Origin of the sequence: Arenicella sp. 4NH20-0111, assembly GCF_040366405.1 — a bacterium.
Lineage (GTDB): Bacteria > Pseudomonadota > Gammaproteobacteria > Arenicellales > Arenicellaceae > Arenicella.
Genome location: NZ_BAABWF010000008.1, coordinates 55,819 through 75,562, shown reverse-complemented (window position 1 = coordinate 75,562; position 19,744 = coordinate 55,819). Strand labels below are relative to the sequence as shown.

16 protein-coding genes and 1 pseudogene are annotated in these 19,744 nt (G+C 45.9%); 11 read left to right on the top strand and 6 right to left on the bottom strand.

Annotation, left to right across the window (positions count from 1 at the left end; genetic code table 11):
• Positions 1-2: 2 nt before the first annotated feature.
• Entirely contained in the window at positions 3-1,379 is a 1,377-nt protein-coding gene (locus tag ABWW54_RS15620; RefSeq protein WP_353413594.1) for an NAD(P)/FAD-dependent oxidoreductase, read from the bottom strand.
• A gap of 203 nt (positions 1,380-1,582) precedes the next feature.
• Between ABWW54_RS15620 and ABWW54_RS15615 the strand changes: the two genes are divergently transcribed.
• Positions 1,583-3,037: an alpha/beta hydrolase family protein gene (locus ABWW54_RS15615; RefSeq protein ID WP_353413592.1), complete on the top strand. Its 1,455-nt coding sequence runs from the start codon at positions 1,583-1,585 to the stop codon at positions 3,035-3,037.
• Positions 3,038-3,138: 101 nt separating this feature from the next.
• On the opposite strand, the gene ABWW54_RS15610 is transcribed toward ABWW54_RS15615, so the two are convergent.
• Entirely contained in the window at positions 3,139-3,621 is a 483-nt protein-coding gene (locus ABWW54_RS15610) for a hypothetical protein (protein WP_353413591.1), read from the bottom strand.
• A gap of 189 nt (positions 3,622-3,810) precedes the next feature.
• Between ABWW54_RS15610 and ABWW54_RS15605 the strand changes: the two genes are divergently transcribed.
• From ABWW54_RS15605 to ABWW54_RS15560, 10 genes and pseudogenes are all read left to right on the top strand, one after another.
• Positions 3,811-5,538, top strand: a complete 1,728-nt coding sequence (locus tag ABWW54_RS15605; protein WP_353413590.1) for a bifunctional helix-turn-helix transcriptional regulator/alpha/beta hydrolase — start codon at positions 3,811-3,813, stop codon at positions 5,536-5,538.
• Positions 5,539-5,636: 98 nt separating this feature from the next.
• Positions 5,637-6,455: a hypothetical protein gene (locus tag ABWW54_RS15600; RefSeq protein ID WP_353413589.1), complete on the top strand. Its 819-nt coding sequence runs from the start codon at positions 5,637-5,639 to the stop codon at positions 6,453-6,455.
• A 187-nt stretch (positions 6,456-6,642) separates the two neighbouring features.
• A complete protein-coding gene (locus ABWW54_RS15595) occupies positions 6,643-7,347 on the top strand; it encodes a tellurite resistance TerB family protein (protein WP_353413587.1) in 705 nt (234 codons plus the stop codon).
• 105 nt (positions 7,348-7,452) lie between these two features.
• On the top strand, positions 7,453-8,934 hold the full coding sequence (locus tag ABWW54_RS15590; protein WP_353413585.1) for a sodium:solute symporter family transporter: 1,482 nt from the start codon (positions 7,453-7,455) through the stop codon (positions 8,932-8,934).
• Positions 8,935-9,036: 102 nt separating this feature from the next.
• Positions 9,037-10,020 carry an alpha/beta hydrolase gene (locus ABWW54_RS15585; protein WP_353413584.1) on the top strand — a complete coding sequence of 328 codons (984 nt, stop codon included), beginning with the start codon at positions 9,037-9,039 and terminating at the stop codon, positions 10,018-10,020.
• 19 nt (positions 10,021-10,039) lie between these two features.
• Entirely contained in the window at positions 10,040-10,768 is a 729-nt protein-coding gene (locus ABWW54_RS15580) for an ABC transporter ATP-binding protein (RefSeq protein WP_353413759.1), read from the top strand.
• Positions 10,765-13,308, top strand: a complete 2,544-nt coding sequence (locus ABWW54_RS15575; protein WP_353413583.1) for an ABC transporter permease — start codon at positions 10,765-10,767, stop codon at positions 13,306-13,308. The genes ABWW54_RS15580 and ABWW54_RS15575 overlap by 4 nt, the downstream gene beginning before the upstream one ends.
• Complete coding sequence (locus tag ABWW54_RS15570) at positions 13,308-14,003, top strand: response regulator transcription factor (RefSeq protein ID WP_353413582.1); 696 nt, start codon at positions 13,308-13,310, stop codon at positions 14,001-14,003. The genes ABWW54_RS15575 and ABWW54_RS15570 overlap by 1 nt, the downstream gene beginning before the upstream one ends.
• Positions 14,000-14,836: pseudogene (locus ABWW54_RS15565) on the top strand (ATP-binding protein); the annotation flags it as partial. The gene ABWW54_RS15570 and the pseudogene ABWW54_RS15565, both read left to right, overlap by 4 nt.
• 447 nt (positions 14,837-15,283) lie before the next feature.
• Entirely contained in the window at positions 15,284-15,610 is a 327-nt protein-coding gene (locus ABWW54_RS15560; RefSeq protein WP_353413580.1) for a low molecular weight protein tyrosine phosphatase family protein, read from the top strand.
• A 19-nt stretch (positions 15,611-15,629) separates the two neighbouring features.
• Here the strand turns inward: ABWW54_RS15560 and ABWW54_RS15555 are convergent, their stop codons facing one another.
• The 4 genes from ABWW54_RS15555 to asnB form a co-directional block, all read right to left on the bottom strand.
• Complete coding sequence (locus tag ABWW54_RS15555; protein WP_353413579.1) at positions 15,630-15,986, bottom strand: hypothetical protein; 357 nt, start codon at positions 15,984-15,986, stop codon at positions 15,630-15,632.
• A gap of 35 nt (positions 15,987-16,021) precedes the next feature.
• Positions 16,022-16,351 (bottom strand): antibiotic biosynthesis monooxygenase family protein, encoded by a 330-nt coding sequence (locus tag ABWW54_RS15550; protein ID WP_353413758.1) that lies wholly within the window; start codon positions 16,349-16,351, stop codon positions 16,022-16,024.
• A gap of 372 nt (positions 16,352-16,723) precedes the next feature.
• Positions 16,724-17,926 carry a glycosyltransferase gene (locus ABWW54_RS15545; protein ID WP_353413578.1) on the bottom strand — a complete coding sequence of 401 codons (1,203 nt, stop codon included), beginning with the start codon at positions 17,924-17,926 and terminating at the stop codon, positions 16,724-16,726.
• Between the two features lies 1 nt (position 17,927).
• Positions 17,928-19,724 (bottom strand): asparagine synthase (glutamine-hydrolyzing), encoded by a 1,797-nt coding sequence (gene asnB, locus ABWW54_RS15540; protein ID WP_353413576.1) that lies wholly within the window; start codon positions 19,722-19,724, stop codon positions 17,928-17,930.
• Between the last annotated feature and the right edge of the window lie 20 nt (positions 19,725-19,744).

Here is a 19,744-nt window from a genome sequence, read left to right as displayed (position 1 = left end):
GTCTATAGAATTCCCAGATTGCTGGCGAATTGCAGCTCATTCATTATATCCGAATTGTCATATCTGCTGGGGGATAAGGCGGGTGCAAAATCTGGTAAGGTTTCCCGGTCAATCCATTGTGAACAAAGTTCTCCTGCAGCGCATGCTGACATGGCACCGAAGCCAGACAGTGCGCCAACTACAAAAGATTCTTGTTGATTGATGGGGCCGATTAATGGCCAATTTTCCCTGGTCATTGTGTAATAGCCCCCGTAGTGAGAACGCGAAGTCGGAAGGCTTTGAATGTACGGTTTAAGACCTGGGTTAAGCCTTGAAGCGGCTCGTATTACGATCTCGGGAAAGACTGAATCGTGTCTGGGATCTTCATTGAGTTCACGGTTTTGCTTTGGCTGGCTCGCGAGTTGATTGTAAGCCCAACCTAACTTAATCCAATTGCCATTGCCTTCGGGGCGACAATGAATTCCCCCTGGATTTTCCTTCGTTAGCCAGGCTAGTGACGCATCATTTGAAAGATAATCTAATTCTTCCGGAGTCCAATTTAGCGTGATTGGGTCTAAATCAATCGCGAACGGTTGGTTTCGAGGAACGGCATTGAGCGTGTCCTCGAATGCGAGTTTTTGATGGAACACGTTCGTAACCGGCAGTTCAACGCCTTGCATGGCGCTTACATCTGCAATGAATGGTCCCGACGCATTTACGAGGATATCGGCATTTAGTATTGCGTCTCCAGAGGCAGAGCGAATTGTTAAATCGTGACCATTGTTGTTTTCAATATGTGTGACCTCACCTCTTATTCGTCTACCGCCTTTGAGTTTAATTTGTTCTAACATGTAGGCTCCCATTTGTTGTGCTGAAATATGGCCAGCGTTACGAATATGAAGCACGTGTCTAATCTCTTTTGTGAATGCAGGAAAGACACGCTTAATTAAGGTTGGATTACTCAGTAGATCAACGCCTGATCTGGGGTTTCGCCAATGAGAGTCTATGGCGTTCTCGTACGCGCTACTGGTGCTCTTCTCATGTCTTCGAATTTGGCCTGGTTGATCTTTGTAGGTGCTTTCTAGCGAGGAGAGCATTGCAGTGATGTCCTCTTTAGAACTCGCCAATGCGTAGCCTCCCTTTTGCATATTGAACACATTGTTAGTCTCATCGGCCAAACATTCCATGAGTTCAATGCTGCGTCTTGAAAACTGAGTCATTGTCTTACTTGGCCACCAGTCTCGGAAGTTGTCACCAGACTGTGCACTGGTGTAAGACATTGGGTCGCGAGGGTCTATTAAGACGATTGATCTTTTATCATGTTGCTTACTTAAGTAATAGGCTGTCGCGATACCCGCTAGGCCCATGCCGATTATGGCTATCTCAGCTTGATCATTCATTCTGCTATTCCATGACTAATTTTAATGACTCGTTATATAAACTGAGTTGCTTCGTTTGGTCTTCCTCTACTGGCGTTGTGTATAAAGATACTCGTCGTATAGACTCGAAGAATAGCAAAGCGCTGACGTTATTCTTGTTATATATTATATATATTACTAATCAATAAGATCATAGGCTGGTGCTCCGGCCTTTCATACTATCTATGTCTGAATTACATGAGTTGAGAACGCTGGACTCGAAGCCTAAACTGAGTCATTTAAAAGCACTTGGTGTATGTGTCGTGAGCATTATTCTGGTTGTGACCATAACTGGGTGTACACGTGATGCCGAGACTTCTGATGCCACAACACTAAGCAGTTTTAGCTTTGCTCCTGTGCCAGGCGATGACGCGCCTGAGTTAGCGCAATTGGGCGACTATCGAGCGGGCGTTGTTACTCGTGAATTTACGTATGTGGATCAGAATGACATTGCTCTCACGGCCTTCATCGCAGGTGACGCACCAAAATCCGATCGCCGTCTGTCAGTTGATATTTTGTATCCAGCTCAACTTTCTGCCAATGATGAGCCGGATGCAATCTACCCTGGAAACTATCAAACGGGTCTAACAAATGTTGAGGGCTTGCCTAAAACGTTTCAAATAAAGGGGCTGGCTGTGCGTGATGCGGCGCCGGTTGTCAATGCCAAGTTCCCGTTGGTTATTGTATCTCATGGGCTATTTAACACACCGGGCGTGCTCAGCGGATTAACCGAAAACTTGGTGACAAAAGGGTATGTTGTTGCGGCGATTGACCACATTGACGATGATCCTGAGTCCGCAACGCCGATTCATAACTTCGCAAGAGTGATGCTCAATCGTTCGCTGGATCAACAGCGTATTCTGACTGAAATGCTTGCGCTCGCTCGTGCCGGCACATCGATAGGTAATCTGATCGATACCGACGCAATAGGAATAATGGGGTTCTCCATGGGCGGGTATGGAGTGCTTAATCATGCTGGGGCAGGATATAACCCTGATGGAAAAGCGTATGGCTGGGTGCCTGGTGATGTTTTAAAAAGCCAATCCGAAGGCGATCCGGCTTTCCAAGCTAAGTCTCGCGAGCATATAGATGCTGTCATTGCCTTTGCTCCATGGGGAGGGCAGCCAGAAGCCGGCATGTTTACTGATACAGCATTGGCGAACATTTCGGCACCGCTGATGGTCTTGGGAGGAAGCGAAGACGATATATCGAATTTCAATGAAGGCATAAAACGAATATTTGATAAAACTATTGGCGCAGATAGACATCTAGTCGTGTTTCAAAATGCACTGCATAACATAGTTCAAGTACCGGCGCCTCCCGCCGCGCATTTAGACGTTGTGCCATGGCAGACGTTTGAGGACCCGACATGGCGGCGAGAGAAATTACTCTCGGTTGGCGCGCATTTTATGACGGCTTTTTTCGATCTCCATTTGAAAGGCGACGCGTCAAAACGCGCATACTTTGCGCTACCGACAACCAACTCTAATGAAGGTACTTGGGAGCAACCCATGCTCAAAGACTACAGCGATCAATACGCGGATGGGAGCAACGGTTCTAGTACCTACTGGAAAGGTTTTAAGCGTCGACAGGCATTGGGCCTGGAATTGCACAGCTTAACTAAAGGCGAGGTAAGGTAGCTAGCAAATTTGGCTCCTGCTGTGGAGCCATGTCGCTGCCGATCAACGGTTCTCTGTAAGGTTAACTATGGCGTAATACCCTTGTTCCTTTATGCGTATATTTAGGACGGCTCAGGGGCGCTGAATAGTTCGGTGAGTTGTTCCAATAGTTTTGGATCAGAGTATATTTTATTGTATCCACTGTCTTGCATTCGTTTTAGCGATAGAGCTGTTATGCCACATGCTTTATTGGTTTGCATCGCTTGTTCAACAGGCAGCCCCGTGGGCGCTCCGGTAAGTTGTCTAACGGACGTGAAGTTCTGTTGAACAAAGACCTCATAGTCATTAAGGTACTTTTCCACGCCCTGTCTACCTTGTGACGCTTCCAACTCGTTTAAGAAGCATTGCAGTGCTTTTTCGAATTCATTATCAAGGCTAATTTTAGGCAGCAATTTTGCAATTTCGGGGGCCTTTTCTTCGAAAACTTGTTTATATTTTTTCTCGTATATCTTAAACGCCGCGTCCAGTCGTTCTATGTCATTACTTGCGAGTATGGCGTTTGATGAAAGCACTAATATGATTGCGATAGAATAAACAAGGCGCATAATTAATATCCCTTTATTGGTTAGATCGATTGATATTGTTTGATGATGAGGTGTTAAGGGTTGAATGCTAGGCTCGTTAACCTCTCTTTCGAAAGTGATGTACACTTTTGAAATCTATGTCTACTTTAGTGTGTGTTGAATAAAAGCCCTATACCTAATATTGGTTATTTTTGAGAAGTTAAGTGATTAATGAATAATACCGTTCAATTTGAAGCGTTAGGTGATTCGCCAAGTGTCCCGGCCTCAGAATCGGATCAAAAGAATCGTTTAGGGTCTGAAGAAGTTATCGAACCTAGCTTGTCTGAAAGACAGCATCATAAATTATTCATCGATCAAATGTGGTCCGCGGTGATGGAGAACTCAGATTTCAGACCAATGATTAAAGCGTGGGATGGTGCTTTTTTTTCCGATTCTGGCGCCTCTGAGCGCCGTCATAAAACCCTTCTTCAGCAATTGACGCAGGATATGCAACGGCTGGATTCAGCACTGGAATCAAAATTGGCGAAGATACAGGTTGTCATGCAACAACCTAATACAAACGACCGAGATTGGGTGGAGTTGAGTTCACAAGGGGAGGTTTTAGCGGCATCAGCAGGGTTAATCGAAGCGGGGTTTGATCGAAGCGAGCATTTCGAACATCAATTGAGTGAGCTTGATTTAAGTTTGAATAGAGTCCATATGATCATGTCGCCTTCTAATCAAGGCGCGAGATTGTTAGCGTTGGTGCCAGTCAGCGATAAAAACGTCTACCCGAAACGTTTTTTAATTGAGCTCTCCGAGCGATTTTGGAGGGAAAAGCACAGCACTTTTGTAAAGAAGTTATTGGGCCTTTCGGATACCGAGCTTGAGGTTACCAAGCTGGTATACGCAGGGCATGAAAGTGCGCATATTGCCGAGTTAAGGCATCGGTCTGTTTACACGATTCGTAAGCAAGTAAAGTCTATATTGGAAAAGGCGTCGGTTAGTTCTCAGCGTCAATTAGTGCAACTCTTGGCCTCCATCTTGATGATGGTTGACCGAGTTGATCATAAAGAGGCGGATACGACGCCGAATGTACCTATATCTGAGGACGGAGGTGTTTTGGGGTTTGATGTTTTTGGTGCTCCTGACGGTAGGCTCATGTTCGTAGTCTGCCCGACTCTTCCTTCAACGTACTTTTCAAGATGGCAGCAATCCCTTGTTGGGTATGGCATTAAATTAGTTGTTGCACACAGAAGTAGAGCGTCGGCGCAAAATTATTCAGACCACGCTAAGAGCTACATAAAGCAATTGTCAGCTCTGTTTCGTTCTCAAAATTTGGATGCCGACGCCACTGTCTTAGGGGTGGCATCAGGAGGGGTTTACGCAACTCAATTGGCAGTTAAGCATCGACAGGACGTATCGTCTTTGGTGTGCGTCGATACCGGTTATCCGCGGACACACATCAGGGACTTTCTATCCTTGCCTACCGACACTCGAAGAACCTTTATTCCGGCGAGGTATGCTCACAGATTATTGTTGACACCGCATAAGATTGTGGCGAATGATTTTTTTTCATCCAAAGAGGGTGAACAACGAGTGATGGAGTTCTTTTTTAAGGGCCAGCCAAATGACGCGGCGCGCTTAGCCGCAAGTACCGCGTTATCGGAAGACCTTCGGCAGCTTATCTCTTACTCATTGTCGGAGCCAGAGCAACTGGTCTATAACGTTACGCACTGGGTAACGGACTGGTCGGAGGACGCGACGGAGCTGGGTGATGTTAAGGCGCTCACAATTTTGGGCGCCGATAATGCATTGTTTGCTAATGATAAGTTTGAAAGCTGGGCGGTTTCTGCTCAATGGTTACCTGTGCTAGTAAAAGGTGAAGGTCAGTTGATGCTGTTTTCATTGGGAGACAATTTGTTAAGTTTAATCGCTAGGCATTTATCGCTTAGGTAATGAGAGATTGGTTTTGCTTAACTTGATCGACGCCGTCATGTCCATTACTCTTCAATTGAGTCGCTTAAATTCACCTGTTTACGAACTATGAGGCCATCATGAGATACTTATCGTACCTAAGCTGTTTAGCTTTAATTGGGGTTTGTATTGGAGGGGGGCAAACTGTGCATTCATCGCCTTTACAAGCTCAGTTCATTCGTGTTGCTCAATTTGAATTGCCACCTATTGCTAAGGGAAGTGCTCGATTATTCTTTGGTGTGCCAGGCCTGCAGCCAGTCGTGGGACAAGAATTAGGGTTCAAAAGCTTTGCCTCTCGCTTGGTCGCTAACTACGGGTATGTGAACACCTTTTCCTTTAACATTGTGCAAAGCAAAGCAGGGGGGCTCACTCCACTTTTGAAGGTCAAGAATAATCGTAGTGGATTCCCACATGGAAACTCTTTCATCGACGTTGATATTGAAGATATCTCGTTAGTAGCTTACGCCATGCAGGGAAATAGTAATGATGAAGTTATGGGGCATGCAGGGGTATTGGAGCTTGATCTTGTTGCGGGCGCCAGCTATCAAATAGCGTTAGGCGTTGGTCTGTCTGAAGGGCATTCGACACCGCCGACAAGCATCGTTGCGTATCAGCTGGATGAGAGAGAACTGAGTTCATGTCAATTAATACGATCCGCTCAACGAGATAGGATTAAGAGGTCAACGCTTAGCAATATAGGTTTTACAAGCCCCTATAAAAGATTCTCTTGTGAGTTGGTTTTTCAAGCTCATCCCTATCAGCGCGAAAATAGAAGCTTTGATTTGCTTGGTGAATGGGTGTCCGCCAATGAATCTCTTTTATTGCAGCGAATTGCCGATAGGAGGGCTTACGACCGACGGACCTCCAAGTCCGTGAGTATGATGTCATTGAAAAACTGATTCCGAATTTAGATTAAGCAGGTGTCTTTAAGTCGTTAACTTGACCGTTAGGCTTTAATTGATTGGATTTGAATTCGTGTATTTTTTCCGTTTTACGCGCGTGTCCTATTTTCGTTAAACGTGGTTTGTGCGAGCGTGGCTTGTGATTTACTCTTGCAGTATCAATTGATACATCTGGAGCGAATATATGACTGATGATTTGAGAGGACTGAGCGGATTGCTGGACCGATTGCTGGCAGCGGGGAAGGAATATGCCGCAAAAGGGCAGGATCTAGCCGAAGATCAACTGGACATCCCCGAAGACGGCGTCGAACGAGACGCGATGGTCAGTGGGTTAAAAAAAGGAGCATTAGCTTCCGCAGTCCTTGTTGGGTTGTTAGGCACTAAAACTGGACGTAGTCTCACTGGAACCGCGCTAAAAATAGGTGGTCTTGCGGCTTTGGGAACGGCGGCGTTTAAAGGGTATCGAAATTGGCAGGAAACAGGCAGTCCGTTGGGAACCGATGATGGAGGGGAGCCCGTTCATCAGCTATCTGACTCAAGGGCTAATACTCGAAGCATGTTGATACTCAAGGCTATGGTTGCTGCAGCGCACGCTGATGGGCATGTAGATAATCAAGAAATTCAAACTATTCGACACGAATTGATAGAGATGCATTTGCCTCAATCATTGGCAGAGGAAGTTGAATCTATCTTAGATTCTCCGAATTCTGCTCGGCAATTGGCTTCCCTGGTTACAACGCAGCAGATAGCGTCTGAGGTTTATTTAGCGTCACGGCTAATAATTGGCAAGGATTCTTCAGCTCAAGAGCAAGGGTATTTACAAGATCTTGTTCAGGCATTAGGGCTAGCTGACGAGTTAAAAAATTCTCTAGATCAACAAGTGACCTAGCAACATCTATTAATAAGGGCTGGCGTATGTCAGTTCTTATTGGTATGATTTATATGATTATTTAAGGCCCGAAAGAGGCCGTTGAACTCACTTTTGGAGAACACCATGGAATTGCAGTTTGAACAAATAGCAATTTTCGTTTTTGTGACGGGGTTGATTGGTTACCTGACGTATCGAAAATGTCGACAGGCTATTTTGGCCGAACGAGCCAATGCCCACGAACGAAATCAAGAGCAAGAAAACAAAGAAGTCTTCTTGGCTGGAGGTGGCTTAACATGGGTTTTCGTGGCTGGTTCAATCACGCTGACAAATTTGAGTACCGATCAATTGGTGGGCATGAATGGAAACCAAATGGCGTTGCTGGCCTGGTGGGAATTTGCCGCGGTGTTTGGTTTGATCGTGTTGGCGAAGGTATTTCTACCAATTTACTATCGCTATAACTGCACCACCACCACGGAATTATTAGAGAAGCGCTACAACAACCACCATATTCGCGCTCTGATTAGCGTCATGTTCTTGCTCGGAAATATTTTCATATTCTTGCCGTCTATTTTGTACGGTGGTTCATTGTTTATGAAGGAAATGTTTGGGCTCGAAACCGTCCCGTTAATGGCTCTTGCGGTGGCTTTCGCCATCGCTGGCGCCGCGTATGCGGTTATTGGCGGTTTACGTGCTGTCGCTATTTCTGATACCTACAGTGGATTTTTGCTGTTGAGTCTTGCGTTGGTTGTCGTGTGGCTTTGTTTGAGTGCTATTAATTTTGACTTTACAGGGATTCCGGCCGAGAGACTCACCTTAATTGGAGGCAGTGATTCCCCGATTCCATGGCATACGTTGTTGACTGGCATGATATTCATTCAAGTCTATTATTGGAGTACGAATCAAACAATTACACAGCGTGCGATGGCTTCGCCAAATGTGAAAGAAGCGCAAAAGGGCGTTTTAACCGCGGCGGCTATTCGCCTATTGATTATTCCGCCAATTATTGTTTTGCCTGGTATTGTCTCTTATAAGCTTTATGGAGATATAGGCGACGCGGCATATGGGAGAATTGTGGGTGACGTACTCCCGCTTTGGATGTCTGGAATGTTTGCGGCTGCGCTGGCAGCGGCTGTGTTGACGAGTTTCAATAGTATTTTGAATTCTTCTTCAGCACTCTATATTTGTGATATCCATGAAAAATACTTTGCCAGTGAAAAGAAAACGAATGTTCCTCTTCTTAACCTTCTGGTGACGGCGGCATTTATTATCATAGCCTTGTGCTTAGTTCCTATTTGGGCTCAGTCTGAGAGTTTGATTAACTTGGTGCAAAAACTGTACGGACTAATTAGCATGCCCATACTCTCGTGTTTTGCGGTCGGCTTACTGTTTAAAAACGTTGATTATCGCGCGGCGATTTGTGCGGTGTTAATCGGTTGCTCTTATTATGGGTTTACTCAGTTCAGAGAAGCACAACCAGAGCACTGGCATTACATTCATCATATGTTTGTAACGCTTTGGCTGTCGATTGGGAGCGCGCTTGCGATAAATAGATTTGTGTTCGGTAATCGCGCTGAATTATCTTGGGCGGCCACCTCCGAGATCTAAGTTATTGATTTACAGATTATATTAAGGCGCCTGAGGGCGCCTTTTTTGTGAACGCTAAGTAACTGAAATTCGGTTCAGGATAGGCTATTTGAGGTTCATTTGATGTTTCAGAGCGTACTGTACACGCATCTCAAACAAATAATGAAACGGGTTCTCATGCCAACCTTAAGCAACTTTTTGATCTTTCTGTATCTAGCGCTACTCAATTGCGCATTAGGTATATCTAAAGAGTCGACGTCCACCGTCATTCCAATTGCCAACCTCAATGCACAATATGCTGAGCATTGGTTTAGTGTTGCTAAGAATGAAACGATTGCGCCGATCTTTGCGGATACCATTAATGATGAACTCAGTAATCGTCGTGAGTTTGTCTTTACAAGCGATGATGAACGATTAGTGAATGGCACATTGGCTAATCCTAAAAATGGTATTTCAGGTCCAAGCAAAGTCGCTCTGCTTTTACATCCAATGGGATTAAATCAATCGTTTTGGTGGGACCAAGCGCACCCTATGAAGGCATCATCGATCACGTCAAAGCTTCGCAGCAAGGGATATACGGTGATTTCACTTGATGCACGCGAGCATGGTAACAGGTCTAAAAACGGTCTGAGCTCTAGAGAGGTGGCTACAGCTCTTATTGGCAGTGCGCGCAGCAGCACGCCGAGATACTATCTGGAAAGTATCATTGGGTCTGTGCGCGATTACCGACAGCTGCTTTCTTGGGTAGAGGAACATTTGCAACCAGAGTCAATCATGGTGGCTGGCTACAGTATGGGGGCGCAGATGTCCATTTTGCTCGCGAGTTACGAACCGTCGGTTGATCATGCCTTGATTATGGTTCCACCTTACGTCGCCAATGATAGCTTACCGGTTGCGCCACGCCACAGAGTGGGTTCAATTCGCAGTAAGAGCGTACTGTGGTTAGCGGCTAAGCAAGATCAATACTCCACACGCAAGCAAACACAGGATACTTTTGATGGCTTGAACTCAGTGGATAAGGACATTGTGTGGTTTGACAGTAACCATCGATTACCGCTTGATTATCTAGAGTCGGTAAATCAATTTGTAGACGATGTTTCGCGATAGTGATCAGGAGTAAGCTATGATTTCGAAAAATTATTTAGTGGCCCAGAATGTAGGACGAGTGGTGGATACTGAGTTTGGTGAGCTGGAAATTTTGAACGATGTTTCTATGTCCGTCAAGATCGGAAAGTCTGTTGCCGTAAAGGGGGCGTCAGGCAGCGGAAAGTCAACGCTCTTAACGCTGTTAGCAGGCTTGGACGTCCCACAAACCGGTAGCGTCGAGCTTAAAGGGCAATGTCTTTCTGCGTTAAACGAAGATCAACGTGCGATGCTACGTGCAAACAAGATAGGGTTTGTATTTCAGGCATTCAACCTTATCGATGAGTTGACGGCAATAGAGAATGTGACGTTGCCGATGGAATTGTTCGGCTGGGAAAACGCGACGGAAAAGGCCGCAGAGACCTTGGCCGGTTTGGGACTTCAACGTCGTCTTCATCACTTTCCAAAGCAGTTGTCCGGTGGGGAGCAACAACGCGTTGCGTTAGCACGCGCGTTTGCGATTGACCCTGAATTAGTCATTGCGGATGAGCCTACAGCCAACTTAGACGCAGATAACGCAGAACGCGTACTTGATTTTCTGTTTAGGTTGCAAGCTGAACGAAATACCTCCATGGTGATTGCGACGCATGATGAGTCTCTGGCTAACCGTTGTGACGAGGTGGTTTTGCTCTCCCAGGGTGAAATTGTTGATAGCTCGGTGCTTCGAAGGGAAGAGGCAACTCAGGACATAATAAAAGGAGAGATGACGTGAACGGGGCCGCTCCAGATGTTCAATCGAGTTTTCATCAGGCCTGTGTTTTAGCTAGGTCATTGCTCAAGCGTTCCTTACGACAACGCACGAATCAAGCTCTTTGCGCCTGTATTCTCGTCTGTTCATTCATCGCATCGTCAATTGCTGTGTTCTCTCAAAGCGTTCAAACCGCGCTCGATCATGATATCTCCAATTATCTGGGGGCTCCGTTAGTGGTGCGCTCAAGTAACCCGATTGAATCCAGCCAGCTTATTGGGTCTGAGGAGCTGACTGGGGAAAACTTCAAGGCCGCGTCGACGAGTTCATTCACTTCAGGGGCCGTTAGCGGATCGAATTATCAGAGTGTAACGATAAAAGGGGTTAGTAAAGACTACCCTCTACAGGGGAAATTGATGGTTTCTTTTGGCGCGGATCCTATATCGGTCGATGCGTCGAATTTAGGGGCTAGCGAGGCATGGTTGTCGAACCAGGCCATGAATGAGCTTGATGTTGGCCACGGTGATGTTATTAGTGTTGGTCAAGCGGAATATCAGGTTGCTGGTGAGTTATCCTTTGAGCCGGATCGGCTTACTCAGCTTCAACATGCGATCCCGCGAGTCATGGTGTCGCTTGTGGGGTTGCGTGCTTCTGGAGTGTCAGCGGGTAATGTGCGTGGAGAACATAGACTGTTAATAGCAGGCGACAAGGTGGCTCTGGAGCGCGTAGCAAGTAGGGCAAACAAAATTGATTCGATGGAGGTATTAACGGCCAAAGCAGGCAGCCATCCTTTTTCTCGCATTGCTAAAAGAGCCGAAAAACTAATGGGTATGGTGGTTGTTCTAACTCTTCTTTTGTGCGGAGGGGCGGCTGCAATTTTAGCAAGTGACGTAGTTCGACGATATTCTATATCAATTGCTGTGTTACGCAGTATGGGGGTTAGGCAGCGTGTGGTGATTGCATCGGTGTGTATTCAAATGATTGTTCTGACCGTTTTTGCAAGCTTTATTGGGGGGCTGGGTGGTTGGTTGATGCAACCATTTTTTGGGATGGCGCTTACCCCGCATCTAACCTTGGCTCATATCCCACTGGACCATAGTTTTATTGCGAAGCCTCTCATCATAAGCGCTTTAGCCGTCTGCTGTTTTGTGCTTCCTAAATTTATAGCGTTAGGAGCGCTGCCGGTTAGCGTAATATTAAGAGGTGGCTCGCATAATTTGATCTCAAACCGTTGGTCCATTTTATTGGCAACCTTGGTTGTGATAGGGATGCTTTGGGCGAGCAGCGACAACCCTCGATTAACTTTGCTGTTGTTGATTTCAGTCGTCGTCATTGTTTCTTTGTCGCTTTTTCTCGCCTGGGCCTTAAGCAAATTTGCGTCCCAGTTTCACCGGTTGCTGAAAGGGTCGATGAAAGTGGCTGTCAGGTTTATTGGGCGGACACCGAGTCGCTATTCTGTACAATTGATTAGTACTGCGTTGGTGATGCTAGCGCTGTTATTGACAACGACATTACGAGGCGGTTTTTTGGATACTCTGCAGGTGCAAATGCTGGAGGTCGATGGGAATTATATTTTCAGTCGACTGCCTTACACCCAATTAAAACAACTCAAAGATACTCTCAATGATTCTGGTGTTGAACTGAAGGTGGTGCATCCTGTTGTCAGTGCTCAACTATCAGAGATCAATGAAGTGCCTGTGGATGAGGCCCTGTCACACGAAAGCGAAACTCGGGAGGAGGCGCGATCTCGTGTTCGCTTAACTTGGTCATCAGTCTTGCCCGGTAACAATCAGTTGATTTCCGGGGCATGGCCGAAACCAGGCGAAAAAGAAGTTTCAGTCGAAGCCGAAGTAATGGAGGATCTTGGATTAAAATTGGGAGACACCATTACATTCAGATTGTCTTCGCCGACCGCGGATTCGCGATCAACCTCTTACTCAAAATTAACGGCCAGAATAACAAGTGTCAGAAAGTACAAAGCGGGCGGATCTCGAATGATGTTTTGGTTTGTTTTTCCTGAAGAGGTGTTGGAGCGCTATCAAGTTTTTGCAATGGGGGGATTACTGATTCCTGAGAATCGCGCAGCGGGTGAGGTGATTAAGCCTTTGTTAAGGGCGTTTCCGCAAATAAAGGTAACGGATTTGGAGTCACAAATTTCAGGAATAAGGCGAGTGATGACTGCGTTAACGAGGTTAATGAACATTATTATGTTCACGTTACTTGGTGCCGGAGCGACTGTAATACTGGCGTCTGCGTTAGTGAATACTCGCGGCAGAGATAAACTCATTGGGTTAATGCGTGTTGTCGGCGCAGACAAAAATAGTTGTATCAAGATGGGGCTAGCCGAACAAATCACAGTCTCCCTTGTCGGGTGCTTGGTGGGTATGATTAGTGTACAAGTCATCGGATCTGCGATGTTTGAAAATGTATTTGGACTGCCCTATACCTTGGACTGGGTAAAGGTGTTCTTGTTAACGTTCGTGTTCTGTGGGTGTTTTGCACTGTCAGGTTATCTAATCACCCTTAGGGGGTTAAGAAAGCCACCACGTTTAGGAGAGTATTAATGCGAGTTCTAATTATTGAAGACAATCTAGACATCGCTGCCAATGTTGGCGATTACTTGGAGCTTTTAGGGCACAGCGCTGACTACGCTAGCGATGGAGTGATGGGGCTAAATTTGGCAGTAGCGAATGATTATGATGCAATCGTTCTGGATATTAACCTGCCTCGTTTACAAGGGTTTGATGTGTGTCGTAAGCTAAAGGAAGAACATCAGGTTTGGACGCCAATCTTAATGTTAACGGCAAGGGACTCTTTAGCCGATAAAGTAGAGGGGTTTGAAGTAGGCGCGTTAGATTATTTGGTGAAGCCGTTTGAGTTAAAAGAGCTTGAAATCAGGTTGCGAGTGCTGGCTACTCGTTCAGACGCACAAGCGTCCAACGTGTTAACCGTGGGTGACATCACGTTGAATTTAAAGCAGTATCACGCGGAAAGAGCCGGAGCCGAGATGAAACTTCATTTAGCAAGCCTCAAAATATTAGAGAAGTTGATGAGGTCAGCGCCCAATGTGGTGACAAGGCAAGATCTTGAATATCTTCTTTGGGCTGACCACCCGCCTAGCAGTGATCCTCTTAGGTCGCACATGTATGAACTCAGGAAAGAGATAGATAAAGGTCGTACGGGTAAGATGTTAAGGACGGTTCGTGGCGTGGGGTTTGTTTTGTCTGAGTTATCCGAATCTGATGAAGGTATTGTATGACGATTAGCATCAAGTCTCGCATTCGAAACGCATTGGTGGGTATGTCGTTATTGTTGTGCGTGGGGTTTAGTGCCGTGATTTTCATGATTGCTTTTGTGATTGAGGATCAGGTTTTTGTAAATCAACTTAAGGTCCAGCAAAAAGACTTGTTGATCTATTTAGATCAAGGGGGTGAGTTGACGGGCTGGCACGCATCTCTGCCGGGATTGACGTTGTCCGAATCATTAACTACGTTCGAGGGGGCACTTAGCGCTAGCGAAGCGACAGTAATATCGACCAGTCAGGGCATTCATGAGTATTTCAACGAACAGTCAGCTGGCTTTATAAGCCATTTGGTTCATCCTCTTACTGAGCGTCCGCTATTCTTGCAGTATGATGTCAGCTCGCTGCTTGTCGTGCGTGCGAGTAAGAATTCTATTTTAATTCTCCTGGGCATTCTCAGTCTACTAATCACCATATTGGCAATCGTGCTTTCTCGCAAATTGGCTACTCACACACTTACGCCGATTCAGCTACTCACGGGTGCGCTAGAGGAGGGGCAAAGTTGGGAGAAAATCAGGGTTATTGCGGATAATTTTTCAGGGGATGAGGTCGGGGTTTTGGCAAAGGAACTGGCGAAGTCCGTTGAACAGGAGCATGATTCAGCACAGCGAGAGTTCGAGTTTAATCAAGGGGTTAGTCATGAGCTTAGGTCCCCGATACAAGTCGCTAAATCGGCCGCTGAACTGCTGGAGTTTCGACAAAAGAAAGACACACCAGGTGATTCTAGAGGCTCTGAATTGCCGAGACTTAAGCGAGCTGTCCAACAGATGGAAGAGGTCGCAGAGGCCTTTTTGTGGCTGTCCAGTGATAAATTGACCTCAGGCGAGAGAACCTCGCCGGAGCAAATACAAAGCTTATGTGAAACAGCGTGGCCTTCATTAAAAATTGAGTTCGAAGCTCAATTGGCGCAGGACCATTACTATCCAATACCTTTCGCGCCAATGATGGTGATCATGCGTTCACTTCTCACCAACGCTATTGAGCATGGTGATAAAGCATCAATTCGCGTTACCTGTGCGGAACAGCGTGTCATTGTTTCCAATGATTATTCAATAGAGGAAAACGGTCAACCTGGATTTGGTATCGGTGAGTCGATCACAAGTCGTCTTTGTGAGCGCTTTGGTTGTAGACTGGTCATTTCTAATTCAAACAACGGTGAGGACCTGGCTTCAACTGGGTTAACCCATAGCGCCAGTGGGCGATATAATGCTTCTTTAGAATTTGAGCCGCTTAAATGAATGACAAACTGGAATTTACTTTTTATTTGTAGTCGTAACCAATGGCGTAGTCCAACGGCTGAAAAAATTTACATAGGAAAAGGCTACAACGCTCGCTCTGCCGGTACAAGCCCTAATGCCAAGCGGTCCGTTTCGGTGAATGACATTCATTGGGCTACGCATATATTTGTGATGGAAAAGAAGCACCGACAGAGAATACAGGCCAAATTCTCCAGAGCTTTGGTGCACAAAAGAATCGTTATTCTTGATATACCCGATGATTATGGGTTCATGGACGCTGAATTGGTGGAAATTTTGGATGACTCTGTAGAGCATCATTTACCGTAGAGATGGCTTTAGAGGCTCACTAAAGACCTTCAATTTCAGTCAAAAACCGCTTTGCAAGAAAGACCCCTGTCGGTGTGTTTTCGTCGTGGGTTCTATTCCATTCTCTGCAATACCAACAGACGCGCTCTGCAATTGACCCTGTCACAGTTTCATTCAACTTTTCTTTCAAAGTAAGAATATGAGCGCCGATAGTGACTGATTGCTCCATTTTCTTATTTGAGTGTCTTTTCAGCCAGCGACGCGAGCTGAAGGTTGATACGCAAAAAATGAATTCATCCTCATGCTTTATTGCTTGGGTTAGTTGATCGATCAAGTCTTTTTGTAGTTGAGCCTCTAGCAAATCTAGTTTGTTGTACAGCTTAGTCTTGGAAACCATTGAACGGCCTCTGGGTTGGTTGTTTAGTTGAGAATTCAGGTATGGTGTTGCATCCCATATTCGTGCTCAACTTTGGATATTCGAACACGAAAGTTCGAATACCATTCCTCACGTCCCTTTCTTTGTGCTCGTTGATGTTCGGCATTTGCTTTCCAAGCATGAATAGACGCTAGATTTGTCCAATATGAGACCGTGATCCCCGTGTTTTCTCGCGCAGACTCTATCCCCAAGAAGCCGCTTTGTTGTTTGGCGAGTTCGATCATGCGGTCGGCCATTTTATTGTAGCCATTGTCGTGGTCAGTTCTTATTGATGTGAAGATAACGGCGTAATAGGGTGGCTTAGGCGTGTTTGCTATCATTGGTATGCCTCATGTTGAAGTCTCGGATAAAATGGTCGAGTCGACGTTAATCGGTGAGAATTCTGAGCTGATCGATGTTTCTTACATCCAGGCTCTCTCTCTGGTGTAGCGCTCTGGTTTGAATGACATTAGCGTAGTTTGCTTTAGAGGATTAAACCCAGAGCAAGCTAATTGATTGACTTTGAGACGATGCATCACTTTTATTGTATAGAGGTCATGGACTGTTTATTAGTTTCTATTTTTCTTAATTTTAGCGTTTTCTAATGCTACTAACACGCCACAAGGTTCGAGCCCGGAAGTTGTGTTTAGACCAGAAAGCAGAGATGCAATCCAGAGCTAACGGTGGCTTATTGGCTAGGCTCAGGCACAAAATGGACTTCAAATTCTGATAATATTTTGGTAGGTGATGCTCAACTCCCTTGCGATCGCACCCCAGCGGTAGTGTTGTTCTACATATTGTCGACTCTTGGCACCTAGGGCGATCAACTCAGCGTTGTTTTTTTCCGACAGACAATATTCTAACTGGTGCTGAACATCTTCAACGGTTAGGTCACAGACGTAGCCCAGATCTTGTTCGGAAATGAGTGTGGAAAGAGCTACGCCCTTGCTAACCAAGGTCGGTGTTCCTGCGGCTAATGATTCTAAAACAGCGATACCGAAGTTTTCCGAATGCGATGTGAGGACATAGAGGTCCGCACCCTGTAGTAATTCTTGCTTTAGCTCATTGGTCTTAAAACCGATGAACTGGCAACACTGGCCGATGCCGAGATCCATTGTCAGCCGCTGTAATTTTTCCAAATAGGAATCTTCGCCATCGCCAGCGATTAGGAGTTGGTATTTCTCTTGCTTGAGATTTGCCAGTGCGCTAAAGAGAAGCTCCAGCCCTTTCTTGGGGTGGATCCTCGATAGATAGAGCAATATTCGCTTATCTGATGCCAATCCGTATCGTTTAACGATCGCTGAGCGAGCATTTGCCTCCGGAGTTGGCAGTTTTATGCCAAGCGGGATGACCAATGCGTGTTGCCCAATAGCAGCCTGACTGGTTAACTTAGGAAGTGCCTTGGTTGCCTGCTTGAGCTCGGAGTCTGCGGTAAAATGAATGGCCGCTGCGTTTTCTACGTTTTCTTTCTCAAAGAGCGATAAGAAAACGGATTTTCTCAATTTGGACTGCTTCAGTGACCATTCTTCCAGCTGCCCTATGGGTCTGACCACGTATTTTACATCTCGTTTTCGAGCCAGGTACATGGTGTAACTCGAAACGAATGAAAAGATAGCGTGTACGTGAATGATGTCGTAGTTGTGTATGTTCTTATTAATCCAATTTCGGTACTGGCCAGAGTACGCGAATTCTCTTATAGAATGGATTGCTGGCGAAAATCGCTTAAAAAACCTCACTGGCACACCATTGAATTCAGACAACTGTTCCAACGGCACATTGAGCTCATCGCGGCCGTTGTCATTTGTTGTGGCAATCTCGGTTGTTACACCGATATCATTAAGCGCCAAGACCATCTCTATCACGGCCTTGCTGGGCCCACCTCTTAATGGAGATATCGATGGAATAACATGAAGTACTTTCATTCTATGATTTTGCTTTTAAATGGCTGTCTGTCCAGTGATCTAATACAAGTAAACTCCACCGTTTGTACCACGGAGTTAGTTTAATCCATGGCGGAGTTTGCGTGCGTTGTGTGAGCTTCTGCCAATCGTTTGAGAACCATTCATCAAACGGAAATCTAAATCCTTGTTTGGGGCGATTGACAACCCAGTCGGGTAATTCTGGAACAGCATCGATTAAAAGCCGCTTACCATATTCAAGGCGATGTGCCGCTGGGATGTCCGTTAATGTTTCCACGAGTTCCCTATCAACGAACGGCACGCGCAATTCTAATCCGCACGCCATACTCATAACGTCGCTGTCACGCAATAGCTGGTTGCGCATGTAATGTGTAAGTTCGAGCAGGCTAATCGCGTCGCTGTCAGAGTGAACATTTAGCGGCGTTGTCTCTTTTTGGGTACGAGTTACGTTATACAGTTCGCAAAGGTGCTGGGATTCAATTTCAGAGTAGATTCCTCTTAAAGATTGATGTGCAGCCTTCATGTCACCAGGTTTGCTGAGAAAATCGAGCGCGCGCTGCAGTTTGCTTGGAAGCCATTTTCCTAAGGTGGCGTTAATCCAGTTCGAAAATGGAGCAAAATACCTTAAGTAATTGCTCCATTTAAGCATTGTTGGCAGAGTGCAAAATGATTTATAGCCCGCAAATAGCTCATCACTTCCAACGCCTGAGAGAACCACTTTTTCTCCGTGTTTGCGTGCAAATTTTGCAACGCAAAAGGTGTTGAAGCCATCTATGGTTGGTTGGTCTATCACCGAAAGAAATTCATCAAAGAGCGGCTGGGCAATCTCTGGTGTAATTAAGAATTCCGTGTGATTTGTTCCGAAGTGATTTGCGACCCGCTTTGCTATCTCTCCTTCGTTCCACTCTGGAGATTCGAAGGCAATCGAGTAGGTGTTTATTTGAGTGTTTTTTTGTGCCGATGCTAAGGCAACCAATACGCTGGAATCAATACCTCCACTCAAAAATACACCAACCGGCACGTCGCTGACTAGGTGCGCTCTAACTGAACTCTCTAAGGCTGAGCGTGTTTGCTTAACAGACTCGTCGCGAGTTTTGGGAGTGCTTCTAAAGGTAGGTTGCCAATACCGATGTACTTTAACCTTGCCCTTGCTCCAGGCAAGATGATGACCGGCGGGCAATAACCTTATCTGTTTTAGTAAGGTGTTTGGTTCAGCCACGGTTCCTCTTAGAAAATAGCTACTAAGGCCTTCAGGGCAAATACTAGAGGGGGCCAATTCAGCCTTGACTAGGCTTCTTAATTCGGATGAAAAGCCGAATTTCCCCTTAGATTCGTGAGTATAGTAGAGCGGTTTTATACCCAAAGGGTCTCTCGCTGCAAATGCAGTATGTTCCACTTCGTCCCAGATTAGAAACGCGAACATTCCTCTAAGTTTGTCAACGCATTTTGCTCCCTCACGCTGATAAAGCTTTAGTAACACCTCTGTGTCCGTAGTGCTGTTGAAGGTCTCTCCTTGGCGCTTAAGCTCCGTGCGTAGTGCCTTATAGTTATAAATCTCGCCATTAAAACTAATAGCGTAGCGTCCACAGGAACTCTGCATTGGCTGTTTGCCAGCCTCGCTAAGGTCAATGATTGCAAGCCGTGTGTGGCATAAGGCTGCGTGTCCGGAAGGCGCAATAAACGTTCCGTGTCCATCTGGACCGCGGTGCAGCAATGCGCGTTGCATTACTTCGATACGTTTACGAAAGAGGGCAGAGTCGAGATCGTTATCAGTGGAGAGAATTCCGGCAATTCCGCACATAAATTTTTTGTTGGCCTCTG

What these genes read in the sequence shown, in the direction of transcription:
- ABWW54_RS15620 (WP_353413594.1), bottom strand. Translation starts at nt 1,379, where the DNA reads ATGAATGATCAAGCTGAGATAGCCATAATCGGCATGGGCCTAGCGGGT.
- ABWW54_RS15615 (WP_353413592.1), top strand. Translation starts at nt 1,583, where the DNA reads ATGTCTGAATTACATGAGTTGAGAACGCTGGACTCGAAGCCTAAACTG.
- ABWW54_RS15610 (WP_353413591.1), bottom strand. Translation starts at nt 3,621, where the DNA reads ATGCGCCTTGTTTATTCTATCGCAATCATATTAGTGCTTTCATCAAAC.
- ABWW54_RS15605 (WP_353413590.1), top strand. Translation starts at nt 3,811, where the DNA reads ATGAATAATACCGTTCAATTTGAAGCGTTAGGTGATTCGCCAAGTGTC.
- ABWW54_RS15600 (WP_353413589.1), top strand. Translation starts at nt 5,637, where the DNA reads ATGAGATACTTATCGTACCTAAGCTGTTTAGCTTTAATTGGGGTTTGT.
- ABWW54_RS15595 (WP_353413587.1), top strand. Translation starts at nt 6,643, where the DNA reads ATGACTGATGATTTGAGAGGACTGAGCGGATTGCTGGACCGATTGCTG.
- ABWW54_RS15590 (WP_353413585.1), top strand. Translation starts at nt 7,453, where the DNA reads ATGGAATTGCAGTTTGAACAAATAGCAATTTTCGTTTTTGTGACGGGG.
- ABWW54_RS15585 (WP_353413584.1), top strand. Translation starts at nt 9,037, where the DNA reads ATGTTTCAGAGCGTACTGTACACGCATCTCAAACAAATAATGAAACGG.
- ABWW54_RS15570 (WP_353413582.1), top strand. Translation starts at nt 13,308, where the DNA reads ATGCGAGTTCTAATTATTGAAGACAATCTAGACATCGCTGCCAATGTT.
- ABWW54_RS15560 (WP_353413580.1), top strand. Translation starts at nt 15,284, where the DNA reads ATGACAAACTGGAATTTACTTTTTATTTGTAGTCGTAACCAATGGCGT.
- ABWW54_RS15555 (WP_353413579.1), bottom strand. Translation starts at nt 15,986, where the DNA reads ATGGTTTCCAAGACTAAGCTGTACAACAAACTAGATTTGCTAGAGGCT.
- ABWW54_RS15545 (WP_353413578.1), bottom strand. Translation starts at nt 17,926, where the DNA reads ATGAAAGTACTTCATGTTATTCCATCGATATCTCCATTAAGAGGTGGG.
- asnB (WP_353413576.1), bottom strand. Translation starts at nt 19,724, where the DNA reads ATGTGCGGAATTGCCGGAATTCTCTCCACTGATAACGATCTCGACTCT.